This is a genomic window from Spirosoma soli (genome assembly GCF_042684525.1).
Lineage (GTDB): Bacteria > Bacteroidota > Bacteroidia > Cytophagales > Spirosomataceae > Spirosoma > Spirosoma soli.
In genome coordinates this window covers 47,590-69,803 of record NZ_JBHULN010000015.1, presented here as the reverse complement: position 1 = coordinate 69,803, position 22,214 = coordinate 47,590, and the positions used below count along the sequence as shown (strand labels likewise).

Genomic DNA, 22,214 nt, shown 5'->3' with positions numbered 1-22,214 from the left:
CTCTACAACTCATTTCACCCGCGTCCAGGTTTGCGTTTTGCCGAGCAGGGAAATCCCTACGTAGCCTCGAACGTCAAGCGTATTTGGGTTTTTGAGCGTCATTTTGCAGTTATACTCCTTACCATCTTCAGGATTGTAGATTTTGCCGTCGCTCCAGACATTATTGCCATCGTATTTGAAGTTGTACATAAGCGGTAAGTTAAGCAAAGGCCGCGCCCGCTTCGACTCATCGGCATTATTGATGTCCGTTTTTGGCTTGCCTGTATTCGGGTCATTCGGTTCTTTCAGCCATATTAGTTTGCCGAAATAGGTGCCCCCTTGCTTATAGATCTGAACATGCCCTTTCTTCGTGCCGTTGAGCCAAGTACCCACCACGGCATCAGAGTCGTCTTTCGGTGCAAAGGCCGTAGTCGCAATGAAGAGTGAAAAAAAAGCCAACAAATAGTGAATGCGTCTCATGGTATTGGTCAAATTGGAATAAAACAGTGATTTAGTTGTACTAACGCAAATATGCTGACTGGGATTACTCGGATGAAATGTTTTACTTCATTTTTGCAAAAAAACGCACCTGCATTCGATGAATTTTTAGTTATATCTGCTGACTAATTAACCACTACTGTATGTTTAAACGCGATCCTAATCGCAGTTACCCTACTGAAACCGAATCGAGGATGATTATCCGTTTTCAGGACTGCGATCCTTTACAGCATCTGAATAACTCCAAATATTTCGATTACTACTTCAACGCCCGCGAAGATCAGGTTGCCAAATTGTATGACTTTAACCCAGGGCAGTTGTTTAAGGAGCTGAAAACCAGTTGGGTGGTCTATCAGCATCAGATTGCTTACATCCGACCCGCCATGGTGAGCGAATGGGTCCGAATTACGTCGAGGTTGATTTATGTCAACGAGGATACAACCGTGACGGAGTACTTCATGACCGATGATGGCAAAACGCACCTCAAAAACGTGCTTTGGGTAACCTCCAAATACATCAGCGTGGTGACCGGTAAACGCATTCCGCACGACGATCTGGTGATGGGTTATTTGCAGGCAACCCTGGTTCCGAACGTAGATTTTGTCAATCTGAACTTCAACGACCGCATTCGCGACATTAAGCGGCAAGTACTGCCGGTGGCATCGCTCTGACTTTTTTTCGTTCTTTGTCATTCTTCTGTTTGTCAGGCTAGCCAAGTAGAAGAATGACAGACAGTTTATGAAACTACTGAACAACCTGACGGTTCGCGTCCTGATTGCCATTACCCTGGGCATTCTGACCGGCTATTTCTTTCCCGAAACGGCTACGAAGCTGAAACCCCTCGGCGACCTCTTCATCAACCTGATTAAGATGGTTATTGCCCCCATTATTTTCCTGACCATCGTGTTGGGGATCAGTAATATGGGCGATCTGAAAAAGGTAGGCCGGGTTGGCGGGAAAGCGCTACTTTACTTTGAGATTGTCACTACGGGGGCCCTGGCCATTGGGTTGTTGCTGGCCAATATCGTCCGGCCGGGCGAGGGCGTTCAGGCAACGGCGGTCAAGGGGGGCGATGTCAGCAAGTATGCCGAACAAGGAGCGGGCATGGACTGGACCGAGTTCTTTCTGCACATCGTGCCAAGCAATGCCGTGAAAGCGTTTGCCGAGGGCGACATTCTGCAGGTGCTGGTGTTCAGTATCTTATTCGGTGTTGGCCTGACCCGCATGGGCGAGATGGGTAAGCCCCTGATTCAGACCTTCGAGCGGCTGTCCAAGGTTTTCTTCAATATCCTTAGCGTAGTGATGATCCTGGCCCCACTGGGCGCATTTGGGGGCATGGCGTTTACCATCGGCAAATACGGGCTAAGTACGCTGCTGCCGCTGGCAAAATTGATGGGGACAGTCTATACAACAATGTTTCTGTTTGTGTTTGTGGTGCTGAACCTCATCCTGCGCTATTACAGGATCAGTCTTTGGGCGGTGCTCAAGTTCATAAAAGAAGAACTGCTGATCGTGCTCGGTACATCCTCATCCGAGTCGGCGTTGCCGCAGGTAATGGAAAAGCTCGAAACACTGGGTTGTTCGCGGTCTGTGGTCGGGTTGGTTATTCCGGCTGGTTATTCTTTTAACCTCGACGGCACCACCATCTACCTGGTTATGGCGACCATATTTCTGGCGCAGGTGTTTGGCGTGAATTTGACGCTAGGCCAGGAGCTAACCATTATTGGTATCCTGATGGTTACGTCGAAAGGAGCCGCGGGCGTAACGGGGAGCGGTTTTATTGTGCTGGCCAGTACGTTAACGGCTGTGCAGGTTATTCCCGTTGAAGGGCTTGCTCTGCTACTGGGTGTTGACCGGTTTATGTCCGAAGCCCGGTCGATCACAAACATCATTGGCAATACGGTCGCCACTATTTTTATCGCTAATAACGAAGGCGAATTCGATCGGGCGAGGTATGAACGAGTGCTAAATCAGGAAGCATAAAACAAGGTGCCTGATTATAAATACTAGTTTTTAGATTTATTTCCAGATTAAGTTAAACCATTTCATGGCTGGCTGTTCAAAGAGGCAAATACAATCGCTTCGGCGGTCCGACGCTTCGGCGGTCCAACTGAATAAACAACCACCATGAAAAAAGCCCTAATGACAGCTACTACGTTAGTTGTCCTGCTCACTACCGGCGCTTTCGCGCAACGTTATGGTTATCCTGCTCCACCTGCCGGAAACTATCCTCAACAACCCGCCTATGGCCAGCCTGGCTACAATCAGGGGTACGGCCAACCGGGGTATGGACAGCAAAACTACAATTACGATTATGACGACTATCGTTTTGATCGGCACCTCGACTGGTGGGATCAGGAATTAAACCTCTCGCGCCGTCAGGAGCGGGAAATTCGCCGAATCCGTGAGCGCTTCGAGCAGCAAACGCGTAACCTTAACCTGCGTGACCCCCGGCAGCGGGACTTTTTGCGTCAGTCGCGGCAACGTGAATTTCTGGATATGATGGCGGTGCTTAGCCCGTCGCAACGGGATCGCGTCATTGACCACATGCGCCCTTACGAACGAACGGCCGGTCGTGGGCGAGGCTACGGAAATAGTCGTGGACCCGGCTACGGTCCGTACGGATATTGAGTTGAAGAAGCGAGTGCCTAAACAGCTGACCATATTGGTCGGCTGTTTTTTTGTGGAGTAGGTTAGCTTACCCTGGCTGGACTTACCCAACCTGCCACTCAGCCCGATTTGAGACCGCACCTGCAACGAATGGTTGTCTGAGTTGTCTTTGTTTTGTATTTTTCCCGGAAACTCAAATCCCAAAGCCGTATGTTAACACATCGACAACTCATTAAAACAAGCGCGTTGCTGGCCCTAGCAACTACTACGAGTTTCGGCCAGCCGTCGCCCCAGCAACCGAAAATGACCCAAAATCCATTTCTGGCGCCGTATACGACACCTCACCAAACGGCCCCCTTTGATAAGATCAAGAACGAAGATTATCTGCCCGCGCTGAATGACGGATTGGCGCAGGGACGTAAAGATGTCGATATTATTGTGAATAATGCCGCCAAGCCGACGTTCGAGAACACGATCGTTGCCCTTGAACGTAGCGGAGATTTGCTAGGCAAAGTCACATCGGTACTGTTCAACCTGAACAGCGCGGAAACCACCCCCGAGCTTCAGAAGATTGTCAAAGAGGCTTCTCCGTTACTGAGCGAATATGGCAACGATATTACGCTGAACGAAAAACTCTTTGGCCGGATCAAGGCCGTATATGACCAGCGGGCCAGCCTGAAACTTGATCCCGAGAGTGCCATGCTGCTCGAAAAATCATACAAGCGTTTTTCTCGTAACGGGGCCAACCTTGACGCCAAAGGTAAAGAGCGGCTGCGGGCCATTGACAAAGAACTGTCGCAACTGTCGCTGCAATTCGGCGAGAACGTTTTAAATGAGACGAACGAATACGTGATGTTCGTGACCGACGAAAAAGACCTCGCTGGTCTGCCTGATTTTGCTAAGGAAGCGGCTAAAGCAACGGCCAAGCAAAAAGGCAAAGAAGGTTGGGCGTTCACGTTACAGGCTCCAAGCTACGGGCCATTCATGCAATATGCCGATAACCGTGAATTGCGCAAGAAACTATACATGGCCTTTAACGGTCGGGGCTTCCATGGCGATAAGAACGACAACTCGGGCATTATTCAGAAAATGGTAAACCTGCGCTACGAGCGGGCCAATCTACTGGGTTATAAGACCCACGCTGACTTTGTGCTGGAAGAAAGCATGGCCGGTTCGAAGAATAAAGTACAAAGTTTCCTGGATGAGCTGGTTACCTACGCCCGCCCGGCCGCCGAGAAGCAACTGGCTGAGTTAACCGCCTACGCCAAAGCACATGGTTTTACGGAAGATAAGCTGCAAGCCTGGGATAGCAGCTATTATTCGGAGAAGCTCAAGAAAGAAAAATACGACCTCGACGATGAAACCCTGAAGCCTTACTTCAAGCTGGAAAACGTCTTGAACGGCGTATTTACGGTGGCTAATAAGCTGTACGGGATTACATTTAAGGAGCGTAAAGACATTCCAGTGTATAATTCTGAGGTTAAAACGTTCGACGTATTCGATAAAGACGGTAAGTTTCTGGCGGTGTTCTACGGCGATTACTTCCCTCGCCCCGGCAAACGGAGCGGTGCCTGGATGAACGACGTGCAAGGCCAGAAGGTAGAGAATGGCCAGAACGTTCGGCCCCACATCATTAACGTCTGTAATTTCACCCGGCCAACCGACACCAAGCCATCGTTACTGACTTTTTACGAAGTAACGACCCTCTTCCACGAGTTTGGTCATGGATTGCACGGTATGCTGGCTAACGGCAAATACGAAAGCCTGAGCGGAACCAATGTGCCCCGCGATTTCGTGGAGCTTCCCTCACAGGTGATGGAGAACTGGTGCTATGACCCCGAAGCGCTGAAACTCTTCGCCAAGCACTACCAAACCGGCGAAGTGATCCCGAACGAACTGATCGAGAAAATCCGCGCCAGCCAGAACTTCCTGGCCGGTTTGGCTAACTTGCGGCAGCTGCGGTTTGGACTGGTAGATATGTACTACCACGGTCAGAAACCAACGGGCGAAAGCGTTTCAGAAGTTGAAAACAAAGTCGACTCAGTAGCCAACCTGTTCCCCCGCGTTGAGGGCGTTGCCTTTAGCCCGGCCTTCTCGCACATTTTTGCCGGTGGCTACTCAGCTGGTTACTACAGCTACAAGTGGAGTGAAGTACTCGATGCCGATGCGTTCGAGTTCTTTAAAGAAAAAGGCGGATTAGACAACAAAACAGCCGCCGACAGTTTCCGTAAGAACGTACTGGAAAAGGGCGGCAGCGAGAAACCAATGGAACTGTACAAAAAATTCAGAGGCCGCGAACCGTCACCGAAAGCGATGCTGCGCCGAAGCGGGCTGATCCTGTAAGGTTATTCGTAGTCAAGTATTGTTTAGAGTCTTTCATGACCACATCTTGATCACGTTTTGACAAAATACTTACTATAATCATACAAAAGCCGCCATGCAGGTATGTCTGCATGGCGGCTTTGTTATGTATTACGAAGCACCCTTAGGCTTGCTTAGTTACCTGAATATTCATCACCAATCGAACGTCATCGCTGACAACTACACCACCAGCTTCGGTTACACCATCCCAGGTTAAGCCAAATTCTTTGCGTTTGATGACCCCAGTTACCTCAAAACCGGCTTTGGTCTGGCCGTAGAAGTCCTGCATCTGACCACCGTATTCTGCTTTCAAGGTCACGGGTTTGGTAACGCCGTGTAGGGTTAGGTCTCCACTGAGTTGATACGTATCGTCGCCGGTTTTTTTCATGTCGGAAGACGTAAACGTCAGCTTTGGAAACTGCTCTGTATCAAAGAAGTCAGCTGATTTCAAGTGACCATCGCGTTGTTCGTTGCCGGTACTAATGCTGTTTACATCAGCCGAGAATGTGATTTTGGCATCTTCAAAATCATCGCCAACCATCTCTAACTGGCCTTCGTACTGACTGAACAAGCCCGTTACGGTTGAGACCATCAAGTGTTTTACTTTGAATTGAACTTCTGAATGCAGTGGGTCAATAACCCAGGTGGTAGCGGTGGTTGCTTGAGCTTCCATTGAATGATGTTAGTTAATGTTTAAAATTAGTTGTAATGTCATTTAATGTACATACATATAATCGTAAAATAAAGTTTAACAAGCTTGATTAAATTTTTGTGTTGTTGCTGCCTGCCAGATTCAGCGACGTACGAAGTCTGATTATAGGCGATGTTAGCTATACAAAGACTATTCTAATTGGTAAGTAACATGGGCAACAGCGAGGCTACGTTTAATTGACTTAATTAGCTCAGAATGTAGAGCCGATAATAAACTAAAAAGTTAACGATATGATTTTAAACTAATCAGTATTGCTATAGTTAGTATACTTAATTATTATATTGCTATATATATACTTTAAATAATTATGAGAAACCATTACATTCTGCTCCGACAGTCGCAAAGCTGTCGACCCACAAGTCACTTTAAAAGAAGGGCTCATTTGCTTTTTGTAGTGACCATGATCATCTTCACTGCAGCCGAACGAAGTACCGCCCAAACTTACCCAACTGGATTCAGCCAGGTGCTGGTGGCGAACGGCATAAATCGGCCAACCGCCGTAGCGTTTGCCCCTGACGGGCGAATCTTCGTTACGGAGCAGACAGGAGCGCTTCGAGTCATTAAAAACGGTAGTTTGTTGCCTACCCCCTTTGTGCAACTAACCGTTAATTCGCAGGGGGAACGCGGCCTTATCGGCATTGCTATTGATCCTAACTTTGCGGCTAATCAATACATTTATCTGTACTACACCTCTACCCAGGGAGCAATACACAATCGGGTCAGTCGCTTTACAGCCAGTGGAGACGTGGTGCTGGCGGGCAGTGAGCAGATTTTGCTTGATATGGAGCCGTTGAATGCAGACAACCACAACGGTGGCGCTCTGAGTTTTGGTAAAGATGGTAAGCTGTACATCGGCGTTGGTGAGAACGCGGTGCCTGCTTATTCGCAGAACTTAGACAACCACTTAGGCAAGGTTTTGCGAATAAATCCGGATGGTACAATACCTGCGGACAACCCATTTCCGGGCGGGTCGGCTGCCCGGCGAAGAATCTGGGCGTTTGGTCTGCGGAATCCTTATAACATCACCGCTCAGCCGGGTACCGGGCGTATTTTTGTTAACGATGTGGGGCAGAATACCTGGGAGGAAATCAACGATGCAACAACCAAGGGGTTAAATTTTGGGTGGCCTGACGCGGAAGGAGCCAGCTCAACTCCAGGCTTCACGAATCCGGTTTACGCTTACCCACACGGCGGTGGTGATGGGAAAGGATGCTCGATTACGGGAGGTACCTTTTTCAATCCAACGAACACTAATTACCCGGCTGAGTACGTAGGGAAATACTTTTATCAGGAATTCTGTAATGGGTGGATCAATCAGCTTGACGTATCAGGCAGTTCCGCCGTTCGTTCGCCATTCGCGGTAAATCTTCCCGGTCTGGGGGTAGGCTTGTCGACGGGGACCGACGGAAACTTATACTTTCTGAGCATTGGCAATAGTGCAATCTATAAGATTGTATACACGCCTGCCAACAACGCTCCTCAGGTAGCCAATGCTATTGGTGCACAGTCGGCACAGGTGGGCCAGAGCTTTGCTTTCGCTATACCAGCCAACACATTTACTGACCCCAACGGCGATGCATTGACCTTATCAGTGGAAGGCTTGCCTGCTGGTCTGAGCTTTACGTCACCAGCGACGATCTCGGGTACGCCTTCAACGAGTGGAACAGCAGCGGTTACTGTAAAGGCTACCGATCCGGGAAGCCTAACAGCCAGCACACAGTTTACGCTGACCATCAGCCCGGCTTCAGTCACTCCAGCCAACTTTGCCATCATCGGCGTAAGTCCGGCGACCTGCGTCACCCTATCAGCAGGCCAGCGTCGGCTAACGTTTACGCCCCAATACACGGGCTTGAGCGGAACCCCAGTGAGTTTCTCGGTGGCCAATGAGATGTTACCTACGACAGCCGCAGGCCCCTATACCTTGAACTTATATACGGACAACCCGGCCATTACACTCAGAGCGTCTCAGCAGGGTACACCAGGCGATGTTAGCTTTGTATATAATTGGTTGGCTGCTTGTAATGGCAACCCTCCGGTTAACACGGCACCGCGAGTTATAAAGGGAATAGCTAATCAGACAGCTACTCAGGGACAGTTTTTTACGATGAATCTGGCCGGTACTTTTTCGGATGACCAAACACCCGACCAACTAACCTTATCGGTCACGAACCTGCCCTCTGGTTTGAACTTCACCGCTCCGGCCACAATATCGGGTACGCCTTCGGTGAGTGGTACCGCTACGCTGACGGTAACAGCCACTGACCCGGGCAGCCTGGCTGTCAGTACTCAGTTTACTTTAACCATCAATCCTCCTTCAGTAAATCCAGTCAATTTTACTATCAGTGGAGTAAGCGGAGTGAGCTGTGCTGTTGTAAGTGGTGGCCAGCGCCGGGTAACCTTTACCCCTCAATACACGGGGTTGAGCGGGGCGCCGGTAAGTTTCTCAGTGGCTAATGAGATGTTGCCCACCACGGCTGCCGGTCCCTACACACTAAATCTATACACCGACAATCCGGTCATTACGTTAAAAGCCGTTCAGCAAGGTACAGCGGGTGAGGCTAGCTTCACCTTCGGGTGGCTGGCTGCTTGTGGGAGTGCCAGGGTAGGAGCCGAACCTGCATCAAGCTTATCGGTAGTTGTATTAGGAAACCCCGTACCTACTGAAACTGCGTACGTCGAAATACGCGGTGCCACTGGTCAAACGCTGTTTATCCAGGCGGTGGATAGCCGAGGCCATGTCGTGGATGAGACGGCGATAAAGCAGGCCGCTTCTGTTGAACGGGCCTCAGTACAGTTGAGCCGTCCGGCTGGTATCTACTTTATACAAGTGAATACCGCGATTCAGAAACAAACAGTGAAAATTATAAAGCCTTAGGGTAGAACCACTTTACGGTTGTAACGTACCGGAGCACCAGACGATCAGCCTGTGCTCTGGTTTTCTTTTTTATAAGGCATCGGTTGAGGCTAAATGAACGAATTGTTTTTAGCTAAACATATGATTACGAACACATTGTGCTTGTTCTTGTTGCGAGGCCTATACCGGTTTGATAGTTTAAATAACAGTGGCGACAAAGCATAAAAAAGGATGAAGTTATAAACCAGCTTTGCCTATTTTTAGGCACCTTTACCGCTGGATTTTTGTTCTATTTACATATCAAATCATTAAAAAATGCCCAACTGGTTTCTTGGAAAAATCCGCTATCAGCAGCCTATCGACGACTCGAACGTCGGCACGCGGAACGAAGAGTTTATCAAGCAGAAAACAGTAACGGAGGCCTACCTGGTCGATGCCGTTTCGTATACCGATGCCGAAGCCCGGCTCTATCAGGAGATTGCGGCTAACACCCCTGATTTTGAGATTACGGATATTTCCCGAATGAAGCTCGCAGATGTGTTCCATAACGAAGAAGGGGGCGGAATCTGGTTCAAGGTGAAGGCTATGTTTATTACGGACGATGAGAAAACCGGCAAGCAGAAAAAGACGCCGAGTTTGATGCTTGTCAATGCCGAAACGCCTAAACAAGCGTATGAACGCATCGAGCTTAGCCTGAAATCAGCCCTCGATCCATTTGAGATAACCGACGTGAACACAACGAAGATCCTGGACATTTTCCCGTTTAATGAAGAGGAAAAGCGAAATCTTCGTCCGTTACATGAGGCTGTTTCTGCGGAAGAATAGTCAATACGTCGTTAAACAGAAATCGCCTGACATATCAGGCGATTTCTGTTTAACGACGAGCCAGATTGCCGGACCCAAACTCCTGTCGTTTCTGACCTTTAGAATTTGTTATTTCTACCGATTTTACCTGTGGCCCTACCAACAGCGTGCGTGCCGATTGGGATAAGAACGAGTTGCCGTAACAGAACTCTATTTTTTGCTTCTTACCATCGGTGAAGGTTACCAACGCCGAAGCGTCGGTTGGTTTTAAGCGGACCGATGGGGCAATCTTGCTATTACGGAATACACACAACCGCCCCCGGTTCTGGGTAGCTACCAACAGTTCGCGGCCTTTGGCGTCGGTAAGCTGCGCTAAACCTTTGGCATTACCTGGTACGTAGAACCCGCTGGCGGCAATGGATTGAGCGTTGAAGCCACCCTTTCCATCGCCCCGGAGAAACAATCCGTTCAGGGCATCGTAGCGCCCAACAAGCACTTCGCCACCGTAATCGTTGCCAACCAGCATGACGTCCAGATTCCCGTCGCGATCAACATCGTCGGCTACCATACCAAAAACCGGGGCCATTTGGGCCTGAACCGGCAATGGGCGAAGCGTGAACGTACCATCACCTTTGTTTTCAACGTAAGCTGACTGAAGGTAATTGGCTTCTACGACCAAAGCGCTTTGCCGTTCTTCGGCCGTGAGTAGTTTGTCAATCGAAGCCTGACTAAAGTCTCGGTAATAAGGAAATCGCTTCCGCATGACAATCATTTGTTTGATTAAATCATCGCGTCCATGAAACGTATACTCCTGCCGTTTGCCGTCGGCATCGGGAATGAATATAGTTGGAATGGCGTCGTAGAAACCGTTGTTGTCGAAGTCACCGGCGTACACGCGTACGGGCTCGGTGTCGCTGGCCTGCATTCGGGCATTGCGGCCAAGATTACCGGCTACGTAATCGATGTCACCGTCACGGTCGAAGTCTCCCGCCACCAGTGAATTCCACCAGCCTTTCTGACTTTCGAGTCCAGAACTAGCTTTTTCCAGCTTTCCTTTTTGGTTTTTTAAAACGGTTAGCGGCATAAATTCACCCGCTAGCATTAGGTCGAACCAACCATCGTTATCGGCATCTGTCCAGAGGGCGTCGCATACCAGTCCAAGGTTTTGCAAAGCAGGGGCAACGGTTTTTGTTACGTCGGTAAATCGCGGATGACCGGGCTTAGAGTCGTTACGGAGGATAAAGCTGGAAACTGGTTTAGGGTAATGATCAGGCTCAACCCGCCCGCCGACAAACAGATCCAGGTCACCATCGCGGTCAAAATCAGCGGCTTTCACGCACGACTTACTGACCGTATTTTCGGGCAGGGCCGTACGAGTCAGTGAAAACATTCCCTGGCCATTGTTCAGGTACAGCCGGTCCTGGAAAACAGGGGTATTCGCATTGCCTTCAATGCCACCGCTGGCAACGTATAAATCCAGGTCGCCATCACCGTCGGCATCAAAAAGTAGGGTGCCCATGTCTTCTTCGCCTTTGGTGAAGGTAGTGCTACCGGGTTGGGTTTCGGTGGTTAGCAAATCTTTCTCTATAAAAGACCCGCTCGCCGATTGGATCAAAAACCGGCCTTTGTTCAGCCGCGAACCGCCCAGAAACAGATCGTCTAATCCATCCCCGTTTACATCGCCAACGGACACACCAGGGCCGTACTGGGATAGTTTATGAGGGAGTAGTTTTTGCGTGTTAAAATCAATGTATTCGGGTTCCTGATGCTGAAAGGCAATGCTGAGCGAATCAGTTACTTCCGTGAACAGCCCAGTAGGCTGTTTCGCTGGCTTACTGACCGGTTCACGCGCGTTGCGAATGTCGACTGTCAGCACCTGGTTGGCCTTTACATTACGTAGGGTTTGCTGACGAGCCGGTTGACCGTCATGGGCAGGCCAGATAATCCGAACCTCGTCGATCGTATTAACCGCGCCAAGACCAAAGTGAGCGATGGGTTCGACCGTCGACAGATAACCACGATACGGGCTATGTTCATAAATCTGCTGTTGCGGTTTGCCGTTGCTATAGTGTAGTTCTACAAACGCCCCCAACCCCATCCGATTATGGGTAGGCCCGGCAAACTTTACGCGCAGATAATTGGCTCGTTCGGGCTTATCTTCAATGAGGTTGTTTCGGTAGACAAAGGCGGAATCGTTAATGTTGTTGACCACATAATCCAGATCGCCGTCATTATCGAGGTCGCCATAAGCGGCACCGTTAGAGAACGAAGGGGTATTGATGCCCCATTTTTCCGTTACGTCTTCGAAGGCCAGATCGTCGGGCTGGCTTCCTATTTTATTGCGAAAGGCGTAATTATTGATTTTAATAACCGGAATCTGATTCAGCATAAATTCGCGGGTGGCTACGGCTCCGCTTTCGGCCCGGAAAGCCATAAAATCCCGGTCAGTCACATCTTTTGGATAGCCATTGGTGACAATCAGGTCCCGGTATCCGTCGTGATCAAAATCGGCAACCATGGGTGTCCAGCTCCAGTCGGTTTCGGCGACATCGGCCAACAAACTAATGTCGCTAAATACGGGATGAGCCGAGTCAGGATGAGCCGCTGGTCGATTGCCTTGATTTAGCTGAAGCGTATTACGAACGAACTGATAGGCGTGGTGATATTCTTCATTATTAAGGTACGTCTGGTAATCATTCGGCCCCAGCAACATCTTCTTCCGCTGGTTGTTACGCGACATCATGTCCAGCACCACAACGTCTACCAGACCGTCGTTGTTAATATCAGTCACGTCGTTACCCATGGCCGTGTTGCTGGTGTGCTTAAAATATTGGGGAGCTCGGTCGGTAAACGTACCGTCGTGATTGTTGATGAAGAGAAGGTCGTCGGAGAGGTAATCGTTGGTGACGTAGATGTCTTTCCAGCCATCGCGGTTAATATCACAGATATTGAGGCCCAGCCCATAACCTTCCAGCTTGACTCCAGCTTTCTGCGATACGTCCGTAAAAACTGGATGACCAAGCTTTGGGTCGAAATCGTTACGGTACAGATGGTCGGCATTGGGTGATGAGCCGTCAGTTATTTTAGCGCGATAAACGTTGGGGTACTGATCAATCATGTCGGTCAAGACGTACAGATCCAGATCGCCATCGTTGTCGTAATCGAAAAATGCGGCATTCGTGGTGTGGCTATCATCAGCAATACCATATTCTTTCGCCATTTCACGGAATACAGGAGGCTGGCCGTTTTGGGCACCCTGGTTTACGTAAAGCAGGTTTTCGCGCTGGCTGGCGATCTTACTCAGTGTGGCTCCGACGTAAATGTCCAGCCAGCCATCGTTATTGATATCGACCAGGGCAATTCCTGAGCACCATTTACCACCCCCGCCTACGCCGGCTGTTTGGGTAATATCGGTAAACTTGAAATCTCCCTTGTTTAGATACAATCGGTTCGTTACCTGATTACCGGAGAAAAACACGTCTGTACGGCCATCGTTATTGAAGTCGCCCAGAGCTACGCCACCACCGTTATAGAAATATTCGACGTCGAGAATGCTCATCGAATCATTGTCGGTGATCCGGTTGGCGAAGGTGATGCCTGTTTCTTCAGCAGGTAAAAGAGAGAAGAGGGGGTTTTGCGTAAACTGGCAGGAGCATACTATCCAGCCGAAAACTATACAAATACACAAACGTCGAATCATTGTCAGGACTTTACAACTAAGTGGGTATATGTCAAAGGTAGACTGAGAGAGGCTCAGGTAACACAAAATTAGCGTCCAATTTACGGTATTTCCGGCTACTATATGTAGAGTATGATTACTCTTATTAACCAAATCGTATTAGGCTTATAAGGCAATTGTTGCGTTAACATGTATATAAACGGTGCTTTAAATAGTCTTGCATATTAGTAGAGAATATAATTTGAGCAATCTTTTTTAGTGACAAAGCCACTGTTAAGAAAATAATATCGCGTTAAAAGATAATTTTAATCGAATTTTAATCTCTTTATTAGAACACTTAGTAAATATACTATTTGTTGAAATAGTGTTAAGTAATAATACTTAAGAAATAGTGTTTAAACTATTGATTGTCAAATTAATGCTTTTTAATGTCAGCATTAATGTAAAAAAAGTACGATATCTCTATATTCATACTACATTAAGATAAAGTTAAATTCTAAAATAGCTTCTTAGAAAAGTCCACTTGGAACATAACAGAACTCATACAAAATTGCATTGAAAACTAATCCTAGTAATTTCTATCTGGCATTATGAAAATGAGGTTTTACCAGTTTCTGCCGACAATTTTGTTAAGTACAATCATGCTGCTCATCAGTATGACTGTGTCGGCTCAGGACCGTCGTGTGACGGGCAAAGTTACAAGTGCTGAGGGACCGGTTCCCGGCGCTAACGTAGTGTTGAAAGGAACTACGACCGGGGTGGCGACCGACGCTAATGGCAGTTTCTCGCTGGCGCTGCGGGGCGACAATCCTGTTCTCGTGATTTCTGCGATCGGGTTCAAGACTCAAGAGGTAACGGTCGGAAATCAATCGACAGTTAATGTAACGTTAGCTGACGACGCAACGGCCCTCAACGAAGTCGTTGTAACGGGTTATACCACCGACAGCAAACGTGACAATACAGGTGCTGTATCAACTGTGAAAGCGAGGGACTTAACGGTTGTTCCATCGGCCAACGTAGAAACGCAGCTGCAAGGCCGCGTGGCCGGTGTTACCGTTATTGCCAGCGGACAGCCCGGCGCTAATAATACTATTCGCGTACGTGGTTTTGGTTCATTTAACAACAACCAGCCTTTGTACGTTGTTGACGGTGTGCCATCGGGCGGTAGCGGTTTTATCAGCCCTGATGATATCGAATCGACCACTATTTTGAAAGATGCCGCAGCAGCTTCCATTTACGGAGCGCGTGCTGCTAGTGGAGTAATTGTAATCACGACCAAGAAAGGCCAGCGCAAATCCCAGAAACTGTCAGTTTCTTACGATGGTTTATATGGCTTCACTGACCCTGGTAAAGGACAGCCTATTCTTACTCCCCAAGAGCAGGCCGACTGGACCTGGAACGCCTATCGCAACGGACTAACTGCTATAGGTCAGCCTGTTGGACCTAATAGCTTCACGGGTATTGCCAACGGCCAATACGGCTCAGGAGCAACCCCTGTTTTGCCAGAGTATCTGATGGTTGGTAACCGATTTGGTGTAACGGGCGGAGTTGACCTAGCCGCTGAGCGATTGAAATACAATATTGATCCTTCTGTTGGACCCATCTATCAGGTAGTACGGGCGAACAAGGAAGGTACCGATTGGTACGGTGCTATTACCCGTACGGCTCCGTTGATGCGTCATACGCTGGGCTTTTCGGGTGGTAGTGAAACTAGCCGCTATTACGTTAGCGTTAGTCAGCAGACCCAGGCGGGTATCTTGTTGAATAACAATTTCAGCCGCTATACCTTCCGAGCTAACTCAGAGTTTGACATTCTTAAAAGTAAGAAGCTGAGATTTGGCGAGAATTTGCAGGCTACCTATATCGATAACACCGGTCAGATTGGAGGAAGTAGTGGACAAGCGCTTGCGCAGGAAGAAAGCGAAATTTTAACTGCGTTCCGAATTGCCCCCATCATCCCAATCTACGATGAATTTGGTGGATACGCTGGTACGGCGGCTAAAGGATTCAACAACCCGTCGAACCCAAGAGCTAACCGCGATGCTACTAAAAATAACAGAAACTTCAATTTCAGTATGTTCGGTAACGCGTATCTTGAGTATGACGTCATTCCGGCGCTGACATTGCGGAGTAGCCTTGGTGGTTTTATATCAAACTATTACAACAAAACCACCCGGCGTAACACGTACGAGAATGCCGAAGGTAATGGAAGTGGTTTCCAGATCAGCGAAGGAGCAGGCTACTCGATTGGCTGGACGTTTACAAATACGGCTCAGTATAAGCAGAAATTTGGCATTCACAGCATTGACTTGTTAGCGGGTATAGAAGCGCTAAATACTGGCTTCGGCCGTAACATCAGCGGGTCGGGTCTCAACCCATTCTCTACTGATCCAAACTACGCCAGCATTTCTACCGCAGCGGCTGGTGGTCGTCAGTCAAACAGTGATCTCTTTAACGGAATAAACTTTTATTCGACGTTTGGTCGTGTCAACTACATCTTGTTAGACAAGTACATCTTCACCGGTGTTGTTCGCCGGGATGGTTCGTCCCGCTTCGGCCCGTCGAGCCGGTACGGTGTATTCCCTGCTTTTTCTGCAGCATGGCGCATATCGGGCGAAGAGTTCATGAAAAATTTGCCCTGGATAACGGATCTGAAAATTCGTGGGGGCTGGGGTCAAATGGGTAACTCGAACAACGTCGATCCCAACAACCAGTATAGCCTTTACCAATCGAACGTTGCCAACTCATATGACATTGCTGGTACAAACTCGCCGAACGTAGCGGCTGGCTTCTTCCGTAGCCGAATCGGTAACCCCGACGCTAAGTGGGAAACCAGCGAAACAACGAACGTAGGTATCGATGGATCATTCTTAAATGGTAAACTGGATGTTGTATTCGACATCTGGCGGAAAGACACCAGAGACCTCCTGTTTCAGGTTCCTATTGCTGGCGTAGTTGGTCAGCGTGCCACAGCTCCGTCGGTGAATGTCGCTAGCATGCGGAACCAGGGTGTTGATATTCAAGTCACTACCCGAGGTAAAGTGGCTAATGACTTTGGTTACGAATTGAACGTGAATGGTAGTTTTCTGAGTAACAATGTTCGCTCGCTCGCTCCTGGTATTTCTTACGTTGATGTGTCGCCGACGAGTACCAACCGGCTGTCCGGGACTTATACCCGGAACCAGCCTGGACAGCCTTTAGCTTCGTTCTTTGGCTATCAGGTAGTTGGCTTATGGCAGAATCAAGGAGAAATCGAAGCAGCAAACTCAGTTGCATTGGCAGCTGCTAAAGCTGGTTCGACAAACCCTGCCTCAGTAACGGCCGCTACCTTTCAGGAAGGTGCCGGCTTAGGTCGTTTCCGCTATGCGGATGTTAACGGTGATGGTAAAATCACAACCGATGACCGCACATTTATTGGTAGCCCAATTCCTAAGTTTACGGGTGGTTTAAACTTTCGTGTGGATTTCAAAGGGTTTGATTTGGCGACTTATCTGTATACGTCGTTGGGTAACAAGATTTTTAACGCATCGAAGTGGTTCACCGATTTCTATCCTTCGTTCCCAGGGGGAGCTATCAGTGCACGCGTGAAGGATTCTTGGACACCTACTAACACCAATACGACACAGCCAATTTTCGAAAACGTTGCTGCTAACTTGAGTACTAACCAGGTGCCTAACTCTTTCTATGTAGAAGATGGGTCGTATTTACGGATGCAGAACATTACGCTGGGCTACACCTTACCTGCCGGATTGTTAGATAGGATTGGCCTGAGCCGTGTTCGGGTTTCGGTCTCGGCTAACAACATCTTCACCATCACAGGCTACAAAGGATTAGACCCTGGCGTAGGTGGATCGGCTGACCAGAACTTCGGTGTTGACATTGGTAACTACCCAGTTACTCGGAGCTATAATGCTGGTCTGAGCATCGGTTTCTAAAAACTAGTTTGGTCAAGTAATCTTGCTTAGACAGCCTGAACAAGGTTACTTGACCCAGACTTATGATTAACCTGTTTTTTGAAAACAAAATAATATGAAAAAGACAATCACAAAAGGAGTGGGTTTAACGCTTCTTTTGACTATAGGTTCATTAGCTTGTAAAGATTCGTTTCTTAACGTAGCTCCAACTGGCCAGTTAGTGGGTTCGCTCCTTAACACTAAGGATGGTCTTGAAGGGTTGCTCATTAGCGCTTACGCTGAGTTAAACGGGCGCGGATACTCACAAACGTCTAGCCCAACGAACTGGATGTATGGAAGCATCATGGGTGGAGACGCCAACAAAGGCTCCAACCCTGCTGACTTTAGTGCTATAACCCCTTTCCAAACTTATCTGGTGAACTCAGTTAGTTCGGAGTTAAACCCTCGGTGGCAGGCCTTATACGAAGGCGTTAGCCGGGCTAACTCAGTGCTTCGGACTATACCCACTGCGGTAGCTTCGGTGAATGACGCTATTAAGCAACGGATTGGAGGAGAAGCTCGCTTCCTAAGAGGGTTGTATTATTTCGACCTTAAACGGACGTTCAATATGGTTCCTTATATTGATGAAACCGTCGATTATGGTACTGGTATTACAGCCGTACAAAATAATGTAGATATATGGCCGAAGATCGAAGCTGATTTTAAATATGCTTATGATAATCTGCCTGAAACGCAGACGCAGGCCGGACGGGCTAACAAGTGGGCTGCCGCTGCTTATCTGGCTAGGACATACATGTATCAGAAGAAATATGCAGAAGCAAAGGCGTTATTTGATCTAATTATTGCGAACGGCAAAACCACCAACGGTAAGAAATATGGCCTGGTGCCGCAGTATGCCAACATATTCAATGTTGACAACGAAAACAACGAAGAAGCCATTTTCTCTACGCAGAACGTAGCTAACGCGGGTAGTACGGATGTGGCATCGAACGATTTGAACCTGAACTATCCCTACAGCCCAGGTATTGGTGCTACTTGCTGTGGTTTCTTTCAGCCAACGTTTGATCTGGCTAACTCGTACCGCACCGATGCGACTGGTTTGCCGCTTGATGTAACATTAGCGAATGGAGCTTATGACAGAGCTGAAAACGAGTTGAAAACCGATCAGGGCTTAGCCGCTGATGCTGCCTATACACCCGACACCCGTCCGGTAGATCCTCGCCTTGACCATTCAGTTGGTCGTCGTGGTATTCCTTATCTCGACTATGGAGTTTTTCCTGGTGTTACCTGGATTCGCGACCAAGCGTTTGGTGGTCCATATTCTAACAAGAAATATGTCTTCTTGCTGTCGCAAAAGGATCGCGTAGGTGATAAATCAAGCTGGACAACGGGTTGGGCGTCAACTAACGTCATTTTGTTGCGTTATGCTGATGTGCTACTTATGGCAGCTGAAGCCGAAATTGAAGTAGGAAGCCTGGAAATAGCTCGTAGTTATACGAATCAGGTTCGCCGACGGGCCGCTAACCCCGCTGGTTATGTAACGACCGCTGCTGGTCAACCGGCTGCTAACTACGTAATTAGTGAATATCCTGCTTCGGCTTTTGCTTCGCAAGATGCGGCCCGTGCTACGGTTCGATTCGAGCGTAAGCTAGAACTATCGGGTGAAGGTCAGCGGTTCTTTGATCTCGTTCGTTGGGGAGTTGCTGCACCAACCTTAAACGCCTTCCTGGCTTATGAGAAAGCAAAGTTGCCTGTTGCTTATGCGGAAGCTAATTTCGTAGCTGGCAAAAATGAGTATCTGCCAATCCCACAAACTCAGATTGACCTTCAGGGGACAAGCGTCCTGAAGCAAAACCCTGGCTATTAAGCCAAATACACCCGTCAACGAAAAAAGGTGCTCCAAACTGTGGGCACCTTTTTTCGTTGATAAAAGGTCAATATATAAAAATTAAGTATAGAATTCAGGATCGGGTTTACAGAATTAATGCCTTTTTCATCATCTGTTTGCTTTTTTTACTGGTTGGGTATACATTTGAGCCGTCATGAAACGCACTCTGTTCCAACTGTTCAATGTCCTGATGGCCTGCATCGTACTGCTAAGCAGCACGGGTTTTGGGCTGGTTGAACATTCGTGCCAGATGCGTGGCAAGAAAAAGACCGTAGTGGTTGCGTTCAGCAGCGTTGGCGCACAAAAAGGCTGCGCTGAGGGCAAGCAGCCAATGCCGTCGGACCAAACGGTTGTCAAAAAGACCGAATGCTGCCAGGACGATCATCAATACGAAAATGTTGACATTTCGTCGTCGCTGAGCCAGTACGTTGCCAAGTTTGTAAAGAGCGTCACAGAAGCGGTTTTTACTGGTGTTACCGTTTTATTGACTTGGTTGGTCGAGTGGATTTTCCAGAAAGAATCGTCGACCCTTTCCGTTGTCACGTCTCCACCGTCCCTTTCTGGTCGTGATATTCTCACGCTCATTAGTAGCCTCCTGATTTGATTTATTGATTGATAGCTCTTCTGCCTGTGTCGTAATGACATGGGTCGGTTGTTTTTGTCTATTCAATCAATACATTCATGCGATTCATACCACTATGGATGCTGCTCATTGGGTACACACCCGTGTTTGCGCAATCCGACTCAACATCTATTCAAGGCACTGTTGGCGAACTTGTCAATAATAAACGGGTACCACTGGTGGGAGCCACCGTTCTGTGGGCCGGAACGCCAACCGGTACTGTAACCGATTCAGCCGGACGCTTTCAGCTGCAACGGGAGGGAGCCACAAATCAATTGGTGGTCAGTTATGTCGGCTATCAATCCGATACGATCAGCGTCACAAATCCGGCCCCGCCACTGACCGTGACACTACGTTCTGAACGAACCTTACAGGAGGTTACCGTGTCTGGCACACCGGGCCAAATTGACCGCATTAACCCAATTCAAACCGAGTACATTTCACAACGTACGCTGGCTAAAGCGGCCTGTTGCAATCTCTCCGAAAGCTTTGAGACAAATGCATCGGTAAGTGTGTCGTACAGCGATGCGGTCACGGGGGCGAAGCAAATCCAGTTTCTGGGACTGGGTGGACAATACGTGCAGACGAATGTCGAGAACATTCCAACCGTACGTGGATTAGCTACCACCTTTGGCCTGAACTACATTCCCGGTACCTGGATTACAGGCATCGACGTGGGAAAAGGAGCCGGGTCGGTGGTTAATGGTTATGAGTCCATGAGCGGCCAGATGAACGTTGAGCTTCAAAAGCCCGACGATAAGCAAAAGCTATTTTTAAACGGTTATGCCAATAGTTTCGGGCGGCTGGAAGGGAACGCTAACTGGTCAACATCGCTCAGCCCTAAGTGGAGTATGGGCGTGTTAGGACATGTCAGTACCCTTCGTAATGAGATTGACCAGAACGGCGACGGTTTCCGCGATTTACCCCTGTATACGCAGGTTAACGCTATAAACCGCTATAAGTATAGCAGCGAGCGATTCATGGCCCAGTTTGGGGTCAAAGCACTCTATGAAGATCGGGATGGCGGGCAATTATCGAGCTTCGGATCTTCGCGCTATGCGTTCCTGAACACAACAAAACGGCTGGAGTTTTTCTCGAAGACCGCCAAACTATACCCGGAGAAGCCGTATAAAGGTCTGGGCTTAATTATTAACGGGGTGCATCATGAACAGAATGCTCAGTTTGGGTTTGTTCCTTACAATGGGCAGCAGCAAACGTTATACGCCAATCTGATTTATCAGAGCATAATCGGTAACACAAATCATAGCTTTAAAGCGGGTCTGAGTTATTTGCTGGACGATTATCAGGAGCAATACCGGGCCACTCAGACAGCCCGGACCGAATCTGTACCCGGTGCCTTTGCCGAATATACCTACGTGTACCCTGAGAAACTGACTATTGTAGCGGGCGGGCGGGTTGACGTTCATAACTTATATGGCACGCAGTTTACTCCGCGGCTGCATCTGAAGTACAACCTCAGTCAAAATGTGGCGCTCCGGGCGTCGGCGGGGCGCGGGTTTCGGGTGCCGAATCCGTTTGCCGAAAACTTTGGCTATCTGGTTAGTTCGCGGGCGGTGTTCCTGATGGAGCCGTTACGTCCGGAAGTATCCTGGAATTATGGAGTAAGCCTGACCAATGATTTCACGCTTTTTACCAAGAAGGCGTCGCTCGTGCTCGACTACCACCGGACCGATTTTCAGAATCAGCTAATTGTGGATCTCGAACATCCGCAGGAACTTCATTTCTATAACCTGCGTGGTGCTTCGTTCGCCAATAGTTTTCAGGCAGAGCTGAATGTACAGCCCGCCAGGCGATTTGACGTGAAAGCGGCCTATCGACTCTTCGATGTACGCCAAAGTATGGGTGGGCCGTTTGGCGAGGAGCGATTGCTACCTAAAATGATGGTTAGCCGAGATCGGGTACTGCTCAATGTCGGTTATGCGCTCCCGTTCGACAAGTGGAAATTCGACGCTACGTTGCAATGGAACGGGCCACGACGTATTCCGTACCTGCAGGAAGGCTACGTACATACGAGTTATCAGAACATGCCGCTTGCGTTTGCACCGAGCTTCTACAATTTGAACGCCCAGGTTAGTCGGGCCTTCCGCAGTGGGTGGGAAGTGTATTTGGGGGGCGAAAACCTGACTGGATTCCGGCAGACCAATCCGATCGTGGCGGCTAACGATCCTTACAGCGCAAGTTTCGACGCTGGCGCACGTGTGTGGGGTCCCATCACGGGACAAATGGTGTATGTAGGATTCCGATTTAAACCTCAATACTAGTCTGAACCGAG

At 48.7% G+C, this 22,214-nt stretch carries 13 protein-coding genes; 10 read left to right on the top strand and 3 right to left on the bottom strand.

Annotation, left to right across the window (positions count from 1 at the left end; all coding sequences use genetic code 11):
- Positions 1-9 precede the first annotated feature (9 nt).
- A complete protein-coding gene (locus tag ACFSUS_RS20965) occupies positions 10-459 on the bottom strand; it encodes a DUF2147 domain-containing protein (protein WP_381525706.1) in 450 nt (149 codons plus the stop codon).
- 161 nt (positions 460-620) lie between these two features.
- Here ACFSUS_RS20965 and ACFSUS_RS20960 point away from each other — a divergent pair, with 161 nt between their 5' ends.
- The 4 genes from ACFSUS_RS20960 to ACFSUS_RS20945 all read left to right on the top strand — a co-directional run bounded on the left by ACFSUS_RS20960 (position 621) and on the right by ACFSUS_RS20945 (position 5,430).
- Complete coding sequence (locus tag ACFSUS_RS20960; RefSeq protein WP_381525705.1) at positions 621-1,148, top strand: acyl-CoA thioesterase; 528 nt, start codon at positions 621-623, stop codon at positions 1,146-1,148.
- Between the two features lie 67 nt (positions 1,149-1,215).
- Positions 1,216-2,460 (top strand): dicarboxylate/amino acid:cation symporter, encoded by a 1,245-nt coding sequence (locus tag ACFSUS_RS20955; protein ID WP_381525704.1) that lies wholly within the window; start codon positions 1,216-1,218, stop codon positions 2,458-2,460.
- Between the two features lie 144 nt (positions 2,461-2,604).
- The gene (locus ACFSUS_RS20950) at positions 2,605-3,108 is read left to right on the top strand and encodes a hypothetical protein (protein ID WP_381525703.1); all 504 of its coding nucleotides are present in this window, start codon (positions 2,605-2,607) and stop codon (positions 3,106-3,108) included.
- Positions 3,109-3,390: 282 nt separating this feature from the next.
- Positions 3,391-5,430: a M3 family metallopeptidase gene (locus ACFSUS_RS20945; RefSeq protein ID WP_381525764.1), complete on the top strand. Its 2,040-nt coding sequence runs from the start codon at positions 3,391-3,393 to the stop codon at positions 5,428-5,430.
- 142 nt (positions 5,431-5,572) lie between these two features.
- On the opposite strand, the gene ACFSUS_RS20940 is transcribed toward ACFSUS_RS20945, so the two are convergent.
- Positions 5,573-6,121, bottom strand: a complete 549-nt coding sequence (locus ACFSUS_RS20940; RefSeq protein WP_381525702.1) for a YceI family protein — start codon at positions 6,119-6,121, stop codon at positions 5,573-5,575.
- A 439-nt stretch (positions 6,122-6,560) separates the two neighbouring features.
- Between ACFSUS_RS20940 and ACFSUS_RS20935 the strand changes: the two genes are divergently transcribed.
- Both ACFSUS_RS20935 and ACFSUS_RS20930 read left to right on the top strand, forming a co-directional pair.
- Positions 6,561-9,035 carry a PQQ-dependent sugar dehydrogenase gene (locus tag ACFSUS_RS20935; RefSeq protein ID WP_381525701.1) on the top strand — a complete coding sequence of 825 codons (2,475 nt, stop codon included), beginning with the start codon at positions 6,561-6,563 and terminating at the stop codon, positions 9,033-9,035.
- 294 nt (positions 9,036-9,329) lie between these two features.
- Positions 9,330-9,839, top strand: a complete 510-nt coding sequence (locus tag ACFSUS_RS20930; protein WP_381525700.1) for a DUF4494 domain-containing protein — start codon at positions 9,330-9,332, stop codon at positions 9,837-9,839.
- A 49-nt stretch (positions 9,840-9,888) separates the two neighbouring features.
- Here the strand turns inward: ACFSUS_RS20930 and ACFSUS_RS20925 are convergent, their stop codons facing one another.
- Complete coding sequence (locus ACFSUS_RS20925; protein ID WP_381525699.1) at positions 9,889-13,518, bottom strand: VCBS repeat-containing protein; 3,630 nt, start codon at positions 13,516-13,518, stop codon at positions 9,889-9,891.
- A gap of 569 nt (positions 13,519-14,087) precedes the next feature.
- On the opposite strand from ACFSUS_RS20925, the gene ACFSUS_RS20920 reads away from it, so the two are divergent.
- The 4 genes from ACFSUS_RS20920 (at position 14,088) to ACFSUS_RS20905 (ending at position 22,203) form a co-directional block, all read left to right on the top strand.
- Entirely contained in the window at positions 14,088-17,432 is a 3,345-nt protein-coding gene (locus ACFSUS_RS20920) for a SusC/RagA family TonB-linked outer membrane protein (RefSeq protein WP_381525698.1), read from the top strand.
- A gap of 94 nt (positions 17,433-17,526) precedes the next feature.
- Entirely contained in the window at positions 17,527-19,278 is a 1,752-nt protein-coding gene (locus ACFSUS_RS20915; RefSeq protein ID WP_381525697.1) for a RagB/SusD family nutrient uptake outer membrane protein, read from the top strand.
- A 175-nt stretch (positions 19,279-19,453) separates the two neighbouring features.
- Positions 19,454-19,903, top strand: coding sequence for an HYC_CC_PP family protein (locus ACFSUS_RS20910; protein WP_381525696.1), 450 nt, complete (start codon positions 19,454-19,456; stop codon positions 19,901-19,903).
- 77 nt (positions 19,904-19,980) lie between these two features.
- Positions 19,981-22,203 (top strand): TonB-dependent receptor, encoded by a 2,223-nt coding sequence (locus tag ACFSUS_RS20905; protein ID WP_381525695.1) that lies wholly within the window; start codon positions 19,981-19,983, stop codon positions 22,201-22,203.
- The last annotated feature ends 11 nt before the right edge of the window (positions 22,204-22,214 follow it).

Bases quoted from the DNA above. Each gene is read 5' to 3' on its own strand.
- ACFSUS_RS20925 (WP_381525699.1), bottom strand. From the start codon at position 13,518: ATGATTCGACGTTTGTGTATTTGTATAGTTTTCGGCTGGATAGTATGC.
- ACFSUS_RS20910 (WP_381525696.1), top strand. From the start codon at position 19,454: ATGAAACGCACTCTGTTCCAACTGTTCAATGTCCTGATGGCCTGCATC.
- ACFSUS_RS20950 (WP_381525703.1), top strand. From the start codon at position 2,605: ATGAAAAAAGCCCTAATGACAGCTACTACGTTAGTTGTCCTGCTCACT.
- ACFSUS_RS20930 (WP_381525700.1), top strand. From the start codon at position 9,330: ATGCCCAACTGGTTTCTTGGAAAAATCCGCTATCAGCAGCCTATCGAC.
- ACFSUS_RS20920 (WP_381525698.1), top strand. From the start codon at position 14,088: ATGAAAATGAGGTTTTACCAGTTTCTGCCGACAATTTTGTTAAGTACA.
- ACFSUS_RS20935 (WP_381525701.1), top strand. From the start codon at position 6,561: ATGATCATCTTCACTGCAGCCGAACGAAGTACCGCCCAAACTTACCCA.
- ACFSUS_RS20905 (WP_381525695.1), top strand. From the start codon at position 19,981: ATGCGATTCATACCACTATGGATGCTGCTCATTGGGTACACACCCGTG.
- ACFSUS_RS20965 (WP_381525706.1), bottom strand. From the start codon at position 459: ATGAGACGCATTCACTATTTGTTGGCTTTTTTTTCACTCTTCATTGCG.
- ACFSUS_RS20945 (WP_381525764.1), top strand. From the start codon at position 3,391: ATGACCCAAAATCCATTTCTGGCGCCGTATACGACACCTCACCAAACG.
- ACFSUS_RS20960 (WP_381525705.1), top strand. From the start codon at position 621: ATGTTTAAACGCGATCCTAATCGCAGTTACCCTACTGAAACCGAATCG.
- ACFSUS_RS20915 (WP_381525697.1), top strand. From the start codon at position 17,527: ATGAAAAAGACAATCACAAAAGGAGTGGGTTTAACGCTTCTTTTGACT.
- ACFSUS_RS20955 (WP_381525704.1), top strand. From the start codon at position 1,216: ATGAAACTACTGAACAACCTGACGGTTCGCGTCCTGATTGCCATTACC.
- ACFSUS_RS20940 (WP_381525702.1), bottom strand. From the start codon at position 6,121: ATGGAAGCTCAAGCAACCACCGCTACCACCTGGGTTATTGACCCACTG.